At 62.4% G+C, this 15729-nt stretch carries 12 protein-coding genes and 3 pseudogenes; 2 read left to right on the forward strand and 13 right to left on the reverse strand.

Annotated elements, in window-relative coordinates; all coding sequences use genetic code 11:
- Positions 1-151: 151 nt before the first annotated feature.
- The 6 genes and pseudogenes from F3Y30_RS08250 to F3Y30_RS08275 form a co-directional block, all read right to left on the reverse strand.
- Positions 152-1075 carry a pirin family protein gene (locus F3Y30_RS08250; RefSeq protein ID WP_203425977.1) on the reverse strand — a complete coding sequence of 308 codons (924 nt, stop codon included), beginning with the start codon at positions 1073-1075 and terminating at the stop codon, positions 152-154.
- 108 nt (positions 1076-1183) lie between these two features.
- The gene (locus F3Y30_RS08255) at positions 1184-1438 is read right to left on the reverse strand and encodes an exodeoxyribonuclease VII small subunit (protein WP_203425978.1); all 255 of its coding nucleotides are present in this window, start codon (positions 1436-1438) and stop codon (positions 1184-1186) included.
- A 2-nt stretch (positions 1439-1440) separates the two neighbouring features.
- On the reverse strand, positions 1441-2367 hold the full coding sequence (locus tag F3Y30_RS08260; RefSeq protein WP_203425979.1) for a histone deacetylase family protein: 927 nt from the start codon (positions 2365-2367) through the stop codon (positions 1441-1443).
- 110 nt (positions 2368-2477) lie between these two features.
- Positions 2478-3040 (reverse strand): annotated as a pseudogene (locus F3Y30_RS08265) (biotin transporter BioY).
- Positions 3041-3066: 26 nt separating this feature from the next.
- On the reverse strand, positions 3067-3678 hold the full coding sequence (locus tag F3Y30_RS08270) for an energy-coupling factor transporter transmembrane protein EcfT (protein ID WP_203425980.1): 612 nt from the start codon (positions 3676-3678) through the stop codon (positions 3067-3069).
- Positions 3675-4352 (reverse strand): ABC transporter ATP-binding protein, encoded by a 678-nt coding sequence (locus F3Y30_RS08275; protein ID WP_203425981.1) that lies wholly within the window; start codon positions 4350-4352, stop codon positions 3675-3677. The genes F3Y30_RS08270 and F3Y30_RS08275 overlap by 4 nt, the downstream gene beginning before the upstream one ends.
- A gap of 121 nt (positions 4353-4473) precedes the next feature.
- On the opposite strand from F3Y30_RS08275, the pseudogene F3Y30_RS08280 reads away from it, so the two are divergent.
- Positions 4474-5666 (forward strand): annotated as a pseudogene (locus tag F3Y30_RS08280) (winged helix-turn-helix domain-containing protein).
- Positions 5667-5683: 17 nt separating this feature from the next.
- On the opposite strand, the gene F3Y30_RS08285 reads toward F3Y30_RS08280, so the two are convergent.
- The 5 genes and pseudogenes from F3Y30_RS08285 to F3Y30_RS08305 all read right to left on the reverse strand — a co-directional run bounded on the left by F3Y30_RS08285 (position 5684) and on the right by F3Y30_RS08305 (position 13611).
- Complete coding sequence (locus F3Y30_RS08285) at positions 5684-6850, reverse strand: sulfotransferase domain-containing protein (protein WP_203425982.1); 1167 nt, start codon at positions 6848-6850, stop codon at positions 5684-5686.
- Between the two features lie 100 nt (positions 6851-6950).
- The gene (locus tag F3Y30_RS08290; protein ID WP_203425983.1) at positions 6951-8144 is read right to left on the reverse strand and encodes a sulfotransferase domain-containing protein; all 1194 of its coding nucleotides are present in this window, start codon (positions 8142-8144) and stop codon (positions 6951-6953) included.
- 13 nt (positions 8145-8157) lie between these two features.
- A complete protein-coding gene (gene ribB, locus F3Y30_RS08295) occupies positions 8158-9258 on the reverse strand; it encodes a 3,4-dihydroxy-2-butanone-4-phosphate synthase (protein WP_203425984.1) in 1101 nt (366 codons plus the stop codon).
- 11 nt (positions 9259-9269) lie between these two features.
- A pseudogene (gene aroC / locus F3Y30_RS08300) lies at positions 9270-10366 on the reverse strand (chorismate synthase).
- A 119-nt stretch (positions 10367-10485) separates the two neighbouring features.
- Entirely contained in the window at positions 10486-13611 is a 3126-nt protein-coding gene (locus F3Y30_RS08305; RefSeq protein WP_203425985.1) for an EAL domain-containing protein, read from the reverse strand.
- 385 nt (positions 13612-13996) lie between these two features.
- Here F3Y30_RS08305 and F3Y30_RS08310 point away from each other — a divergent pair, with 385 nt between their 5' ends.
- A complete protein-coding gene (locus tag F3Y30_RS08310) occupies positions 13997-14257 on the forward strand; it encodes a DUF1344 domain-containing protein (protein WP_203426532.1) in 261 nt (86 codons plus the stop codon).
- A 40-nt stretch (positions 14258-14297) separates the two neighbouring features.
- On the opposite strand, the gene F3Y30_RS08315 is transcribed toward F3Y30_RS08310, so the two are convergent.
- Positions 14298-14879 (reverse strand): histidine phosphatase family protein, encoded by a 582-nt coding sequence (locus F3Y30_RS08315; RefSeq protein ID WP_203425986.1) that lies wholly within the window; start codon positions 14877-14879, stop codon positions 14298-14300.
- An 11-nt stretch (positions 14880-14890) separates the two neighbouring features.
- Positions 14891-15709, reverse strand: a complete 819-nt coding sequence (gene fabI / locus F3Y30_RS08320; RefSeq protein ID WP_203425987.1) for an enoyl-ACP reductase FabI — start codon at positions 15707-15709, stop codon at positions 14891-14893.
- Positions 15710-15729 lie beyond the last annotated feature (20 nt).

Consider the following 15729-nt stretch of genomic DNA (forward strand, 5'->3'; position numbering starts at 1 on the left):
GGCTGTTTCTTTCGGGGTATTAACTTCAATGAAGAAGCGCTGTGTCTTTTACAAGCGTTTGTGACAATTTAGTGCGTATCGCGTCGAATTGAAGCGCTTGTGTAACTTTCTTCCCCTGACAAATTGGAAGAAAAGCAGCCGTCTTGCCGCTTCAGGTCGACGGAAGCGGGATGAACTCCTCTTCGTCGCCCGGCACGATATCGAACCGCCCGGTGCGCCACTCCTCCTTGGCCTGCTCTATGCGCTCCTTGGAAGAGGAAACGAAATTCCACCAGATATGGCGCTTGGATCCGAGCGCGGCGCCGCCGAAGAGCATGACATGACAGCCCTGTTCGCCGGCCTCCAGGCGGATTGCGTCGCCCGGCCTGAACACGAGCAGGCGGTCGGCCTCGAAACGGTCGCCTGCAACGATCAGCTCGCCCGAGAGAATGTAGACGGCACGCTCCTCCCACTGGGCCGCAAGCGGCGCGGACGCACCGGGTGCGAGCCGCAGATCGGTATAGAGCGTGTCGGTCAGAACCTTCACCGGCGAGCGGTATCCCTCGTAGCTGCCGATGACGACGCGGCCCTCCACACCGTCCGCCGAGAAGCTCGCCAGTTCGTCGACGGTGGTATGGTCGAAGACCGGATCGATCTCCTCGTGGCCGTCGGGCAGCGCCAGCCAGGTCTGCAATCCGGAGATCGACAACGGCGTGCCGCGAAGATTTTCCGGCGAGCGTTCGGAGTGGACGATGCCGCGCCCGGCCGTCATCAGGTTCACGTCGCCGGGACGAATGACCATTTCGGTGCCAAGGCTGTCTCGATGCTTGATCTCGCCGTCGAAGAGATAGGTGACGGTCGAAAGCCCGATATGCGGATGCGGCCGCACGTCGATCGCGTCCCCGGCCTTGAGCAGGGCGGGTCCCATGCGGTCGAAAAAGATGAACGGTCCGACGAGCCGGCGCTTGGCGGTGGGAAGCGCGCGGCGCACCTCGAAACCTCCGAGATCGGTGGTACGCGGAATGATCAGGTGCTCGAGTGCATCGCAGGCGGCGGAGTCGCCGGCCTCGGGGTCTTTTCCGGGAAAGAAGCTCATGCGCGTCACGTCCTTATGTTTTCCCGCCCGACAGTGAACAGGAGACGCATATGGATGGCAAGACCCCTGAAATCAAAGGGGCGTTATGGGGCGTGGAAAGACCGCCGCTCAGGCCCCGTCGAGCGGCTCGGTTCCTTGCGGCTTGCCCGCGCGGTCAAGGCGGATCTTCTCGATGCGGTTTTCAGCCGCGCCGAGAAGCGTCTCGCAATGCTTCTTGAGCGCTTCGCCGCGTTCGTAGATTTCAATGGACTTGTCGAGTGGCACATCGCCGCGTTCGAGCGCGGCAACGATCTTCTCGAGTTCGTCGACAGCCTGTTCGAAGGAGAGGGCGGATACGTCGGGGGCGGCGGTGGCGTCGGTCATGGTCAGCCTCTCATCAGGCGATAGATATGGGTGGCGGCCGATTCGGCGAGCCCCTGCAGGTCATAGCCGCCTTCAAGCAGGCTGACGACCCTATTGGATGCGGACCGGTCCGCAAGCTCGAGAATTCTACCGGTCGCCCAGTCGAAATCATCCGCAACGAGGTTGATTTGTGCCAACGGGTCGCGGTGGTGCGCATCGAAACCGGCGGAGATGATGATGAGGTCCGGCCGGAAGTTTGTCACGGCGGGGATCACGCGCGACTTGAACGCCTCGCGGAAATGGTCGCTCCCGTCATTTGGCGAGAGCGGTGCGTTGAAGATGTTTCCGACGCCAGTTTCGGTCTTCGCCCCGGTGCCTGGATAGAGCGGCATCTGGTGGGTCGAGCAGAACAGCACCGACGGATCGTCCCAGAAGATATCCTGCGTGCCGTTGCCGTGGTGGACGTCCCAGTCGATGATTGCGACGCGTTCGGCGCCGTGAGCCTTCTGGGCGTGCCTTGCAGCGATTGCGGCATTGTTGAAGAAGCAGAAGCCCATGGGCCTGTTCTTCTCCGCGTGATGCCCCGGCGGCCGGGCGGCGACGAAGACATTGTCGGCTCGCCCCGCAAAGACGTCGTCGATTGCCGCGGTCGCGGCACCGACCCCTGTCAGCGCGGCTTCGAAGCTCGCCGGGCTCGCATACGTGTCGGCCTCGAACTGGTTGATCCCCTCATCAGGGATCTCGCGCAGGATCGCGTTCAGATGCTCTTCGGGATGGGCAAGCAGGATGCGATCCTCGTCGCCCCGTTTCGCCTCGATGCGCTTGAGCGGCGAGAAGCGCTCGTGTTCGAGCGCAAGGTTCAGCGCCTTCAGCCTGTCCGGCCGCTCAGGATGCCCCTCGGGTGTCCGGTGCTCCAGGAAGATCGGGTTCTCGTAGAGGATCGTGGTCATGGATCGAAGCTATCGGTTGGCGTCCGGCGGGTCCACGGGAAATGGGTCGGGCGCCGGCCTTTTTCAACAGGGGTCGACGCCGTTCCGGGTCCGGTCGCAGTCTGGCCGCCTCAGGCGCGCTGCGGCAACAGCGGATAGCCGGCCAGCACTGCGCGACCGGCTAGCATCGCGATGAAGGCCTTGATCAGGTCGCCCGGAATGAAGACGAGGGATGCAAGCGCGACCTGGAAGAAGGCCTTGCCGCTGGCATAGGCGAGCCAGGCGATACCGAACGCGTAAAGCACCACGATCCCGCCCATGATGGCAGCGACCAGGAAGGTCAGATACTGGGCGAGTTCCCCCTGGCTTGGGCGCACGAAGCGCTCTGCTATCAGCCCGCAGACATAGGCGCCGACCACCCAGCCGACGAGGTATCCCGCGGTCGGGCCGACGAAGGAGGCGAGCCCCCGCGGCCGCCGGAGAGAACGGGAAGGCCGATCGCGACGAGGAGCAGGACGAGAAGGCATGCTGCCGCTCCGCGTTTGGCACCAAGAATGACGCCGGCAAGCATGATCCCGAGGGACTGTGCCGTGATCGGCACGGGGATGAACCCGAGAGTGACGGGAGGAACGATGCCGAGCGCCACGATGATCGCCGCGAACAGGGCAACAAGGACGATGTCTCTGGTATTCATACGCGAATCCTCAAAGCGTTCACTGCTCAGTTTTCTTGCCGCCGAAAGCCCCGTGCGTCAATCGCCATGGCAATCGTGTCGGCATCCTTCAGTGTCAGGATGATCAGGGGAACCACCAGTGTGAGTGGCCTGAGGGGTAATCCGCGCGCCCTGTGGGCATCGCGGATGTCCTCGTACGTTGCGAAGATCTCCGGGACGAAGCGGATGACGAGGCCGACAGCGAGGCTTACATCCGCGGCCCGCACCAGTCCGGTGCGTTCCAGGGGCCGGAGCAGCCGCGTTATCTCGTCCATGAAGGCAGAAATGCCGGTCGTCGCGGTCACCGCTGCGGCGAGGAACACCAGGCATGAGAGGCGAAAGAGTACCGCCAGCGCTTCCTGATGCGAATGGAATATGTAGTTTGCCGCGGCAAGCATGATCACGGTCAGGAGCACGAAGCGCACCCGTCGCACTGCCTCCGCGAAAGGCAGGCCTACAGTGAAGTAGAGGAGGGCGGATACGGCGCAGACCGGTGCCAGCAGCCAGAGGTTCGACGTCAGGAACAGAAGCACGCCGGCGGCAAACAGGATCCCGAGCTTCCGGCGTACTGTCATCCGGTGGAAGAGCGTGTCTCCCTCGATCTCGAGACTGTCGATCATGCGGCGATCTCCCGGTATCTGGCGATCGCTTCGTCGGGTGAAGCATCTGCCGCCAGACGGCCCTCGTGGAAGAGAAGCACACGATCGTATCCCGAGAGCAAAGCGAGGTCGTGGGTGATCACGATCGCCTGTTCGTGAAGCTCGCTGATGGTACGCTCGATCAGGGCTCGGTTGCGCAGGTCCAGCTGGTTGGTCGGCTCGTCGAGGATCAGCACATCCGGTTCGGTCACCAGGACGCTGGCGATCGCGCCGAGCTGCGTTTCCCCTCCGGACAGTTCGTGAACCCGCCGCTTACCGAGATGCTCGATGCGAAACCGCGCCAGCACGCCTTGCGTGCGCGCGGCGATGTCGTCCTTCGCGAGGCCGCGGTTCTTGAGGCCGAAGGCGATGTCTTCCGCAAGCACTGGCAGGATCATCTGGTGCTGCGGGTTCTGGAAGATGAACCCGACGCGGCCGCGTGCGGCCTCGCTGTCGGCAACCGTGTCCAGCCCCCCGACGGTGACATTGCCCTCCGTCGGCTGCACCAGCCCGTTGATCAGGCGCGCAAAGGTCGTCTTGCCGGATCCGTTGAGGCCGATGACGCCGATCCGCCTTTCGGAAAGGCTGAGCGTCAGGGGATGAAGGGCAGGGCGCCCCGCAAAACTGACCGATGCGGCAGCGAAAACGATGTTCAATGTGCGTCCCCGTCTCAAGGTTTCGCCGTTCTATAGCGCTGGATGACCGTTGTTCAAACGAAATCACCTTGCCGGATAAAACCGGGTTGGAATGAATGGGAATATATGCCTATCATTCCCCATGTCGAATCTTCTCGCCAACAGTGATGCGCGGCGCATCTTTCTCACGAAACAGGGCCTTTGCGGGCATCCCGGCCGTGCGCTCGACAAGCAGGGCCTGCTCAAGCTCATCCACGACATGGGTTTCGTGCAGGTCGACAGCATCGCCACGGTCGAAAGGGCGCATCACCAGATCCTGTTCTCGCGCAATCAGACATACCGGCGCGAGCACCTTGCGCAATTGCTCGAGGAGGACGGCGAGCTTTTCGAGAACTGGACGCACGACGCCTCCATCATACCAAGTGCCTTCTTCCGCTATTGGAAGCACCGCTTCCGCCGCGAGGACGACTCGATCATCGAACGCTGGCGCAAGTGGCGGGGGGAGGGATTCGAAGAAGCCTTCGACGAAACCTATGAACGCATCGCCAAGGGTGGTGCGGTCATGTCGCGCGAACTGAAGGCCGACGATCACCAGTCGGGCGGATGGTGGAACTGGCACCCGAACAAGACGGCGCTCGAGTATCTCTGGCGAACCGGCAAGGTCGCGATCGCGCGGCGGGAGAACTTCCAGAAAGTCTATGATCTGTCGGAGCGTGTCCTTCCGGCCAGGCACCACGAACCCAGTGTCGAGCACGACGAGTTCGTCGACTGGGCATGCCGGAGTGCGCTCGAGCGGCTGGGCTTTGCCACCCATGGGGAGATTGCGGCCTTCTGGGATCTGATTTCCCCGGAGGAGGCGAGGGACTGGGTGCAGTCCCATCGTGATGAGCTGCATTCGATTGCGATAGAGCCTGCGGACGGCGGCAAGCCCCGGATCTCCCATGCCTTCGACCGCGCCGCTGAATTGCTGGACGCTGCAGGCGAGCCACCGGGCCGGATTCGTGTCCTATCCCGTTCGATCCCCTGATCCGTGACCGGAACCGGACCGAACGGCTTTTCGGCTTCGTCTATCGCATCGAGGTGTTCGTGCCGGAGCCGAAGCGCCAGTACGGATACTACGTCTTTCCGCTGCTCGAGGGAGACCGTCTCGTGGGCCGGATCGACATGAAGGCCGACCGAAAGTCTGGAAACCTCGATGTGCGGCGCCTGTGGCTCGAGGATCGTGTGAAGCCGTCAGCAGGGCGCCTGGAGAGACTCGAGGCCGAACTCGACCGGATCGCCCGCTTTACCGGTGTCGAGAAGGTGCGTTTCCTGGATGGCTGGCGCGAGGCCTGAGGGCGGCCGGCCGTAGGTCAGTAGTTCCCGAGCGCCTTCTTCAGCATGCGCCAGCGGATGATGGCGCGTTTGGTGAGATGTGCCAGAACAAGCGCCGGATTGGTTTTGCGCGTCTTGCGCCCCGCTTTTTCGAGAAGACGCGCGACCGCCGGAACCTGCCTCAGCTGCTTTTCGTCGTAATAGGTCCAGCGTGAAGGCTCGGTCGAGAAGAGCTTGCGCCCCACCGGCGGCGGCTGCATGAACGAGCCGTACTTCAACAGCAGGCGCCGCTCCATCATCAGGAATTCCGGCGTCGTGCGAGAGACTTCCACCGTGCGCTTCGCTGCCGAGCCCTCGTTTCTGACCGTGACGAGGATCTCCGCCTTTTCCTTTTCGCTGAACAGGAACTTCATCACATACCCGATGTGCATGAAGCGGCGGCTGTTCTTGATCCCGGTCGGTTGGCCGCGATCGATCGACATCATGCGGATGAATTCCGTCATCTCGATCGGGAGCCGTTCGTTGGCTGTGTCCTTGTAGGGCTTGATACCCTCGATTCCCAGAACGTTTGAAAGGAAGTACGTGAAGATATCGCGGTTCTGGCGGAGCAGCTCGTCGTACCGCAGGATCGTGACATCCGCCCCGCTGTTGTTCAGCAGCAGGCCGATCTCGAGCGCCGGATTGAGCATCTTGGATTGAAGCGGATTGGCAAAGTCCGGCTTCATCCTTTCCGGGAGACCCTGCTTGCCGCCCGTCTTCGCCTTTTGCGCCCAGAACGAATAGTAAGCGTCCAGGGGATCGCGAAGGGTGTAGACGATATGGAGCCGGCGGTCACCGGTCAGTTCCAGGATGGCCTTGTAGTGTGCAGGCTTGAACTTGCGGAACCCCTCGGAGGAAAGGAGCAGGTTCAGCTGCAGGGCGTCCGCCCTCTCGATGACCCGCTTGAGGTCCTCGTAGGCCTTTCCGCGGCGTCGGATAAGCTGTGCGGGGTCGTCGGAAAGGTCGTGATGCGTGGTCGCCGTGCGTTCGCTGATCTTCGGATAGAGCCATCCACGTTCACGCAGACTGTCCGCATGGTGCCGGAAATTCGACTGCATGTAGGTCGTCCCGGTCTTGTGCGGGCCGATGTGCATGACCAGCCTGAGGCCGGTCCTTGTGTCCGCGCCTCGTGCTCCTGCCGGGTTGGTGGATGCCTGATCTGCCATGGCTATGCCCTGCGGCCCGCCGGGACCAGCAATGCCGTGGACTGGCGGATCGTCCCGCGAGGCGCTTCGACGAGCATTCTGTCTTTCCTTGCGCTTGGCCTCAACCCTTGCTCGACGACTGTGCGCCCGGACCGGAGAAACGCCAGAACTTTTTCAATGACCGGCGGTGGTATCGGATCAGTTTCTTGAGGTTGGTAATGATGAGAGCGGGGTTGGTCGGTCGCGTCTTGCGGAGTCCTTTTTTGAGCAGTTTGACGAAAGCCGGATTCCGCCTCAGTTCGGCCTCGTCGTAATAGGTCCAGCGCGCCGGTTCGCGGGAGAAGAGCTGGCCACCTTCCGGTGGCGGGGACATGATGGACTTGTAGCGATGAATGAGGTGCCGCTCGATGTGCAGGAATTCCGGCGTCGTGCGTTCGAGTTCCAGGGTCCGCTTGGCCGGCGCCGCGGCATCGCGAATGGAGTTCACGATCTCGGCCTTCTCCTCTTTGTTGAAGAGCAACTTCAGGACGTCGCCGATGTGAATCTTCGTGCGCGTGTGTTCTTTGCCTGAGGGATGGCCGCTGTCCTTCGACAGAAGCCTGATGAACTCCGTTATCTCGATCGGATGGCGGATATTATTGGAGGGCTTCGACGCACGCAGATCGTCGATACCCAACACCGTCGACAGGAAATATTCGAAGATGTCGATCTTCTTTCGGCGCAGTTCGTCGTAAAGGAGGATCGTGTAGTTGACGCCTGCCGTCTCAAACACGGGCCGGATCTCGCGGACGGGATTGAGGAGCCTCGAATGCAGCGGATTGTCGAAGTGCCGGCTCATCCATTCCGGCAGGCTCTGGGTCATCCCCATCTTAACCTGCTGGGCCCACCAGGAATAGAAGGAGTCGTAGGGATCGCGCAGCATGTAGACGATGTCGAGTTCGCGGGTGCCGATGATCTCCTTCACCGCCGCGAAGTGCGCCGGCTTCCACTTCCGGAACCCTTCCGACGACAGGATAATGTTCAGGCCTTCCCTGTCGGCCTTTTCCAGGACGAGCATGAAATCGCGATAGGAACGGCCCTCTCTGGCGACGAGATGCTCTCCGTCGTCGGAAAGGTCATGGTGCGCCAATGCCGAGCGTACGCTGATGGACGGATAGAGCCATCCCCTCCTGCGCAGGGACTTCCGCCTGTGGCGGAAATTGGCCTGCATATAGGTGGTACCTGTCTTGTGCGGACCGATGTGCATGACGAGGCGTAGCGGCTTCGGTGTCTGCTCTTCGATATGCGTGTCTGTATCCGTCCCGAAAGCCGTCATGCCATGTCTTTCTTCAGCCGATGTCCGTTTCGGTGATGCGTATGCCGAATCCTTCGAGGCCTACGTAATGGCGTTCGCGCGACGCCATCAGCTTGATGGATGAGATGCCGAGGTCCTTGAGGATCTGTGCCCCAAGCCCGATCTCCAGCCATTCGCTCTCGCGCATGCGCGCTTCGCTGTGGCCCTCGCGGTCATGTTTGCCCTTGCGGCTGGTCGTCGACACGCCGACGCCGACGGACCCTTCGCGCAGGTAGACGATCACGCCACGACCCTGCGCCGCGATCCGTTTCATGATGCTGTCGATCTGGCGTTCTGCCCCGAACACGTCGCCGCCGACGTTCTCCAGATGCAGGCGGACCGGGATATCGATGCCGTCGCGGATGTCGCCGAACACGACGGCGAGATGCTGCATCGGATCCCAGGGAAGCGAGTAGGTGTAGGCCGTGGCCTTGCCATAGGCCGTATCGACCGTGAAGGACGAGCCCTGCTCGATCAGCGTTTCCTTGCGCTGGCGATAGGCGATGAGATCGGCCACTGAAACCTGCTTGAGCCCGTGGCTCTCGGCGAAAGAGGCGACCTGCGGACCGCGCATCACAGTGCCGTCGTCGTTGACGAGCTCGCTGATCACGCCGATCGGCGGAAGGCTGGCGAGCCTGCACAGGTCGACCGCAGCTTCGGTGTGTCCCGAGCGCATGAGCACGCCACCCTCGCGGGCGACCAGGGGGAAGATGTGGCCCGGACGCACGAAATCGGTCGGCCCGACATTCGGGTTGGCGAGATTGCGCACTGTCAGTGTGCGGTCGTCGGCCGAGATGCCGGTCGTCGTGCCGTGCTTGAAGTCGACCGATACGGTGAAGGCCGTCGTGTGGGCGGAATCGTTCTCCGCCACCATGGCGTTGAGGTTGAGGCGCTTGGCCTCCTCGCGCGGCATCGGCGTGCACACGATGCCGGACGTGTGGCGAACGATGAAGGCCATCTTTTCCGGCGTGCAATGGACGGCGGCGACGATGAGGTCGCCCTCGTTCTCGCGCCCGTCGTCGTCGGTCACGACCACGATTTCTCCAGCTTCGAACGCCCGGATGGCTTCGACCACTCTCTTCTGATCATAGGGCATGGTTTCGATCCTTACTTCAGTCGGCCGGTCTGGCCCCGGTCGCGCAAATAGTGGTCCGCAATGGCGCAGGCGACCATCGCCTCGCCGATCGGCACGGCCCGGATTCCGACGCATGGATCGTGGCGGCCCTTGGTGCGGACGTCGACCTCGTTGCCGTCGCTGTCGATGGAACGGCGTTCCGTCAGGATGGACGAGGTCGGCTTGATGGCAAAACGTGCAATGACGGGCTGGCCCGTCGAGATTCCCCCGAGGATTCCGCCGGCATGGTTGGAAAGAAAGACCGGCTCGCCGTCCGGGCCGATACGCATCTCGTCGGCATTGGCCTCGCCGGTAATGCCGGCTGCAGCGAAGCCGTTGCCGATCTCCACTCCCTTGACGGCATTGATCGACATGAGGTTGGCGGCGATGTCCTGGTCGAGCTTTGCATAGATCGGGGCTCCGATCCCCGCAGGGACTCCTTCAGCCACGACCTCCACGACCGCGCCGACGGACGATCCCGCCTTGCGGATACCGTCCAGATAGTCCTCCCAGACCGGCACGATGTGCGGATCGGGAGCGAAGAACGGATTGTTGCCGACCTCGTTCCAGTCCCAGTTGTCCCGGTTGATACGGTGCTTGCCGATTTGCACCAGCGCGGCGCGGACCGTCATGCCGGGCACGACGCGACGGGCAAGCGCACCTGCGGCCACGCGTGCCGCCGTTTCGCGGGCGGAGGAGCGTCCGCCGCCTCGATAGTCGCGAATGCCGTACTTCACGTCGTAGGTGTAGTCCGCATGACCCGGGCGGTAGCGCTTGGCGATCTCCGAATAGTCCTTGGAGCGCTGGTCGGTATTCTCGATCATCATGGACACGGGCGTTCCCGTGGTGATCATCGTCTCGCCGTCGTCGTCGAGCATCACGCCCGACAGGATCCTGACGAGGTCATCTTCGCGGCGCTGGGTGACGAAGCGCGACTGTCCGGGCTTGCGCTTGTCGAGCCATGCCTGAACTTCTGCCAGGGTAAACCGGATGCCGGGGGGCAGCCGTCCACGACGCAGCCGAGCGCCGGGCCGTGGCTCTCACCCCAAGTGGTGACGCGGAAGAGGTGACCGAAGGTATTGTGCGACATGACTGCAACCGACTGTGAGGACTTGGCGTGCGCCTACAGGCACGGCGCCTTCTTAGAGCAATGAATGCCCAAAGGGAACCGTTGTTGTTGACTGGCGGGACGGGCAGGGCAGGGCCTCGTCAGGAGGCCCGCTTCCAGGACATTTCCGTGCCGAAGGAGAGGAAGTCTTCGGCGGCCAGCGGCCTGGCGAACGCATAGCCCTGCAGGGCATCGCAACCGAGTGCGCTCAGCATTTCGGCATGCTCCATCGTTTCCACGCCTTCGGCCACGATTTCGATGCCGAGCGAGCGGCCGATCTCGATGATGGAGCGCACGAGCGCCTGTTCGTGCCGGGACGACAGGACGGGCGCCACGAGCTGGCGATCGATCTTCAGGCGCTTCGGCCGGAGCTTCAACAAGCTGACGATGGAGGTGTGGCCCGTGCCGAAATCGTCGATCTCGATGTCTATGCCGAGCTCCTTGATCTGGCGGATGTTGTTGAGGACGACGTCGTCGCTCTCGTCGAGGAAGATCGATTCCACCAGTTCGAAGGAGATCTGCCCGGGCGTGATCGCGAGCCCGGTGAGGCTCTGGACCAGCATGTCGTCGCGAAGGCGCTTTGCCGAGACATTGACGGAGATCTTCGGAATGACCAGCCCGCGCGCTGCCCAGCGGGTGCAGTCGATCAGCGTCTTCTCGAGCATGATCCTGTCCAGCGTGGCCATGACGTTGAGGTCTTCCGCAATCTTCAGGAAACGGTCCGGCGTAAGCAGCCCCTCGCGCGGGTGGCGCCAGCGGATGAGCGCCTCCGCACCGAGGAGTTTCAGTGTCCCCGCCTCGATCTGCGGCTGGTAGTACGGAATGAACTCGTCGTTCTCGATACCGGCGAGAATTTCGTCGGCGATCCGCTTGTTGGTGACGATCTCCTGCTGAAGGGCCTCGGAGAAGAATTCGTGGCGGCTTCGCCCGAGCGCCTTGGCGCGGTAGAGCGCGATGTCGGCGTTGATGAGGAGCTGGCGCGTGTCCACGTCCCACCCCTTGGCTGAGGCCACTCCGATGCTGACGCCGTAGCGGCATGGGTGCCCGTTGTAGTCGACCGGCTGCTGCATGAGACCGATGATGCGCAGCGACAGTTCCGTCAGGTATGCCTGTCCGGCCGCGCCGGTCACCACCACGACGAATTCGTCGCCGCCTATCCGGGCAACCAGGTCTTCGGGGCGGACGGAGGTGCGCAGGATCTCCGAGGCATGCACGAGGAGCGCATCGCCGGCAGCATGCCCAAGGGTATCGTTGATCTGCTTGAAGCGGTCGAGGTCGATGTGCAGGATGCCGATCTCGATCTCTCCCCCCTGGCTGAGAACGGCAAGCGCGTGGAGCTCGTCGTCGAGCTTGCGGCGGTTGCCGAGTCCGGTCAGCGGATCGTGCAGGGCGTTGTGCTCGATGCGGCTCTTCGCCTGCTCGAGTTCCTGGTTCTGCCGGTCGGCCTGCTCCTTGGCCGCCGTCAGCCTTTCATTGTTCCTGACCTCGTCGGTCACGTCGAAGGCGAGGCCGACCAATTTGCGCTTGCCGTCCCGGTCGATCTGCAAGGTTCCGACGGATTTGACGTGGCGAATGTTGCCGCCCTTATGCAGAACCCGCGATTGCCGGCGATAGGGAGATCCGCCGAGAGCGGCGAGGCTGGCCTTCTCTTCGGCTTCCGCCCGGTCATCGGGGTGGATCGCGTTGATCCAGGCCTCGTGGGTTACGTGCTCGCCTGTGTTGGGCAGGCCGTAGAGCTGGAACATCCGGTTGTCCCAGTAGGTCAGCCCCTCGTCGAGATCGGCTTCCCAAAGGCCGCATTGGTAGGAGTCGAGCGCAAGCTCGAGCCGGCGCGTCAGTTTCTCCAGAACCTTGTTCTGGACATCGGACTGCTCCTTGGCCGCGGTCAGCTTTTCGTTGAGCAGGACGTCCTGGGTCACGTCCCAGCTGATGCCTGTCATGCGCTCACCGCCATCGGGGCAGGTGAGCCGCGAGCCGACATGGCGCAGATGCCGCACCGATCCGTCCTTGAGCATCACTCGGTACTGCGAGAAATGGTGGCGTTCGCTGCGCAGCAGCGCGGCAAGGGCAACGGTCGGGGGCGGAACGTCATCCGGATGAACGACAGCCCGCCACTCGTCGTCGGTAGGGGTGCGACCCGGCGGGAGGCCGTGCAGTGCATACATGCGCTCGTCCCAGATCCGGCGACCGGTTTCGAGCTCGTATTCCCAGATTCCGGTCTTCGAGGCGGCGAGCGCCAGATCAAGGCGCTGCGAGAGTGCCAGAACTTCCCGCTCTCGCGTCTTCAGATGGGTGATGTTACGCTGGCGTTCGCTGACGAGACCGCCGGTCAGGAAGATCGGGACTATGATGAGGATGGCGCCGCCGACCATGAGGAGGCGCGTCTGCAGGAGGCCTTCAGGCGGCCGGTGCCAACCGCCTCGGGGAATTGCCGCAAGCTCCCATCTACCGCCGGGAAACTCCATCACTTTCGTGACCGGCGTATCGCGGAAGATCTCGGGATCGCCGAAGAAGGGGTCCTGGACCCTGTCGGCCACGCTGACATCGCGAATGGAAAGGGCGATGTCGCCGACGCCGTTCTGTCCCGATATGGTGCCGCGTCCCAGCAGGCCCGCATCCCTGTAAAGCCTTGCCTCGTCGATTGCACCTTCGATGTAGCCCCAGAACCGGGGGCGTCCGTCGGCCTTTGCGAACACCGGGAGGAAAAGGTTGAAGCCGCGGTGTCCATCGGGCAACTGGACGGGCCCAATCATTACGGGGCGGCCGATGGTCGACTTATCACCCTCAGCCGCACCGCGGAACGAACTGAACCGGTTGTAGTCGGTGCCGGGATAGTTCTCGTTTCTGAGTATGGGGAGGGTCTGCGCGACGATGGCGCCTGGTGCCGTGCTGATACGTCTGAAACGCGAGTTTTGCAGTATCAGCTTGCGCGCGAAAAGATTGAACTCCTGGCTTGCCCGTTCCGGAGAGACCGAGAAGAGGTTGGCGAGCCCGCGTATCGCTGCGACGTCGGCGTCGATCTTTCCCTGCAGGCGGGCGCTGACCAGTCCGAGTTCATTGGCGACGTTGGTCCGCAGTTCGTTGCGATAGACCTCTTCGCTTTCACGCTCGTTGTAGAGGCCGGCGGTCAGGATGACCGTGGTGGCGATCAGTACGGGGAAGAGGGAAGGTCTCGCCCAGTCGGCGACGGTGCGAATGCGATGTCGGATGCCTGCCGGAAATGCCAACGACTCTGTTCCCCGTTCAAAGGATCAAGGAGCCGCCCGGCGGACCCGCACCTCATTGTCGCGAGGAATGCTGATGACCGACGCTGCCCTTACAGTTCGCGGTCCGTCATGATCCCAGGTCTTGTCCGCAATGCGAAGACTACTTGCCTTTGATTAAAATTGAATTGCGGGCACGGACCATCGCCGCCCACGGCCGATCGGGCTTCATCCCGGCCGTCGGCCCGGCGGCAAATGGATCGCACAGACGTGTGAAACACGGGGAAGGAGCCTGTTGGGGACTTGAACGTGGCGCTCAATTTTGATCGGTTGAGGCAAATTCTGCCATATTCGGGGGCATCTAGCGGTGGTTAAAAATAATACTGATTCTTCCATGAGGGTACCGAAGATGCGTTTCCTGATCGCTGCACTGATGGCGACCGCTGGATTTCTTTCGCCAATAGCCGCCTTTGCCGAAAGCGCGGACGTGGAAGCCGTAATCACCAGCGTCGACACGTCGAAGCTTAGCCTGTCGCTCGATGACGGCAAGAACTACCAGGCTCCGGAAGAGTTCAATTTCGAAGGGCTCGAGCCTGGCGTGAAAGTTCTGGTTTTCTATACGGAAGTTGATGGCAAGCGGGTCATCAACGACCTCGAGATCGTCCAGTAACAGGCTCCAGCGAGCTGTTGCATGGACTGCGCCGGTGGCTCTAGAGCCAGCGCGGGCCATCCTCGTCCAGTTTGAGAATGCGGTCCTGATGTATCGGGATGCCGGCTGCCTCGGCGGGGTCCATGCCGTGCAACTTGAAAATTGCCCTGAACACCCCGCCATGGCTCACGCAGACCGTCGGGCGGTTTACCTCCCTCAGCCATGAACCCACACGCCAGGAGAGGATCTCGTAGCTCTCGGCATTGTCTCCAGGCGGGATGAAGTCCCACTTGGAGCGCGAGCGCTCTTTCACGCGTTCCGGGATACGCTGTCTCAATTCGCTGAGAGTGTGGCCTTCCCAATCGCCGAACGACACTTCCACGAGGCGGTCGTCGGTGCGATAGGCCGCCTGGTCGCGGCCCATGGCGGCGAGCATGCGTTCCATTGTTTCGCGGGTGCGTCCGAGCGGGCTGCTGACGTAGTCGAACCGCTCCGCCGTGTCACCGAGAATGGCCTTCAGGGCCACCCCGTTTCCGGTCGCCTGCTGGCGACCGGTCGTATTGAGCGGGATATCCTTCTGTCCCTGAAGCCGGCCCTCGGCGTTCCACGACGTCTGGCCGTGGCGTATCAGATAGATCAGCAACGGACCGGTGCTCAGTCCTTGATGACGGAGATATCGGGGGCGTCCACGGCCTTCATGCCGACGACATGGTAGCCGCTGTCGGCGTGGTGCACTTCGCCCGTGACCGAGCGCGACAGGTCCGACAGCATGTAGAGGCCGACATCGCCTACCTCTTCGATGGTCACGGTGCGACGCAGCGGTGCGTTGTACTCGTTCCACTTGAGGATGTAGCGGAAGTCGCCGATGCCGGAAGCTGCAAGCGTCTTGATCGGGCCTGCCGAAATGGCGTTGACGCGGATGTTCTTGGGGCCGAGATCGACCGCGAGGTACTTCACGCTTGCTTCGAGGGCTGCCTTCGCAACGCCCATGACGTTGTAATTGGGCATGACCTTCTCGGCGCCGTAATAGGTCAGCGTCAGCATCGAGCCGCCATCGGCCATCAGCTTCTCGGCCCGCTTGGCGACGGCCGTGAACGAATAGACCGAGATCTGCATGGTCTTGGCGAAGTTCTCGGGCGTGGTGTCGATGTAGCGACCCGTCAGCTCGTCCTTGTCGGAAAATCCGATGGCGTGCACGAGGAAGTCGATCTTGCCCCACACCTTCTCGATGTTGGCGAACACGGCGTCGATGGACGCCTCGTCACTCACGTCGCAATGACCGGCAAGCACGCCACCGAGTTCGGCGGCGAGCGGCTCGACCCGCTTTTTCAGGGCATCGCCCTGATACGTTAGGGCAACTTCGCCGCCCTGCGCCTGGATCGCCTTTGCGATGCCCCACGCGATGGAACGGTTATTGGCAACGCCCATGATGACGCCGCGCTTGCCCTTCATCAGACCCGTTGCCTGAACCATGGAATGCCCCCTGATGCTTT

It is taken from the genome of Sinorhizobium sp. BG8 (assembly GCF_016864555.1).
GTDB lineage: Bacteria > Pseudomonadota > Alphaproteobacteria > Rhizobiales > Rhizobiaceae > BG8.

Excerpts from the sequence above, each read along its gene's own strand:
- F3Y30_RS08270 (WP_203425980.1), bottom strand. The coding sequence starts at position 3,678 with ATGATCGACAGTCTCGAGATCGAGGGAGACACGCTCTTCCACCGGATG.
- F3Y30_RS08260 (WP_203425979.1), bottom strand. The coding sequence starts at position 2,367 with ATGACCACGATCCTCTACGAGAACCCGATCTTCCTGGAGCACCGGACA.
- F3Y30_RS08250 (WP_203425977.1), bottom strand. The coding sequence starts at position 1,075 with ATGAGCTTCTTTCCCGGAAAAGACCCCGAGGCCGGCGACTCCGCCGCC.
- F3Y30_RS08255 (WP_203425978.1), bottom strand. The coding sequence starts at position 1,438 with ATGACCGACGCCACCGCCGCCCCCGACGTATCCGCCCTCTCCTTCGAA.
- fabI (WP_203425987.1), bottom strand. The coding sequence starts at position 15,709 with ATGGTTCAGGCAACGGGTCTGATGAAGGGCAAGCGCGGCGTCATCATG.
- F3Y30_RS08285 (WP_203425982.1), bottom strand. The coding sequence starts at position 6,850 with ATGGCAGATCAGGCATCCACCAACCCGGCAGGAGCACGAGGCGCGGAC.
- F3Y30_RS08310 (WP_203426532.1), top strand. The coding sequence starts at position 13,997 with ATGCGTTTCCTGATCGCTGCACTGATGGCGACCGCTGGATTTCTTTCG.
- ribB (WP_203425984.1), bottom strand. The coding sequence starts at position 9,258 with ATGCCCTATGATCAGAAGAGAGTGGTCGAAGCCATCCGGGCGTTCGAA.
- F3Y30_RS08290 (WP_203425983.1), bottom strand. The coding sequence starts at position 8,144 with ATGACGGCTTTCGGGACGGATACAGACACGCATATCGAAGAGCAGACA.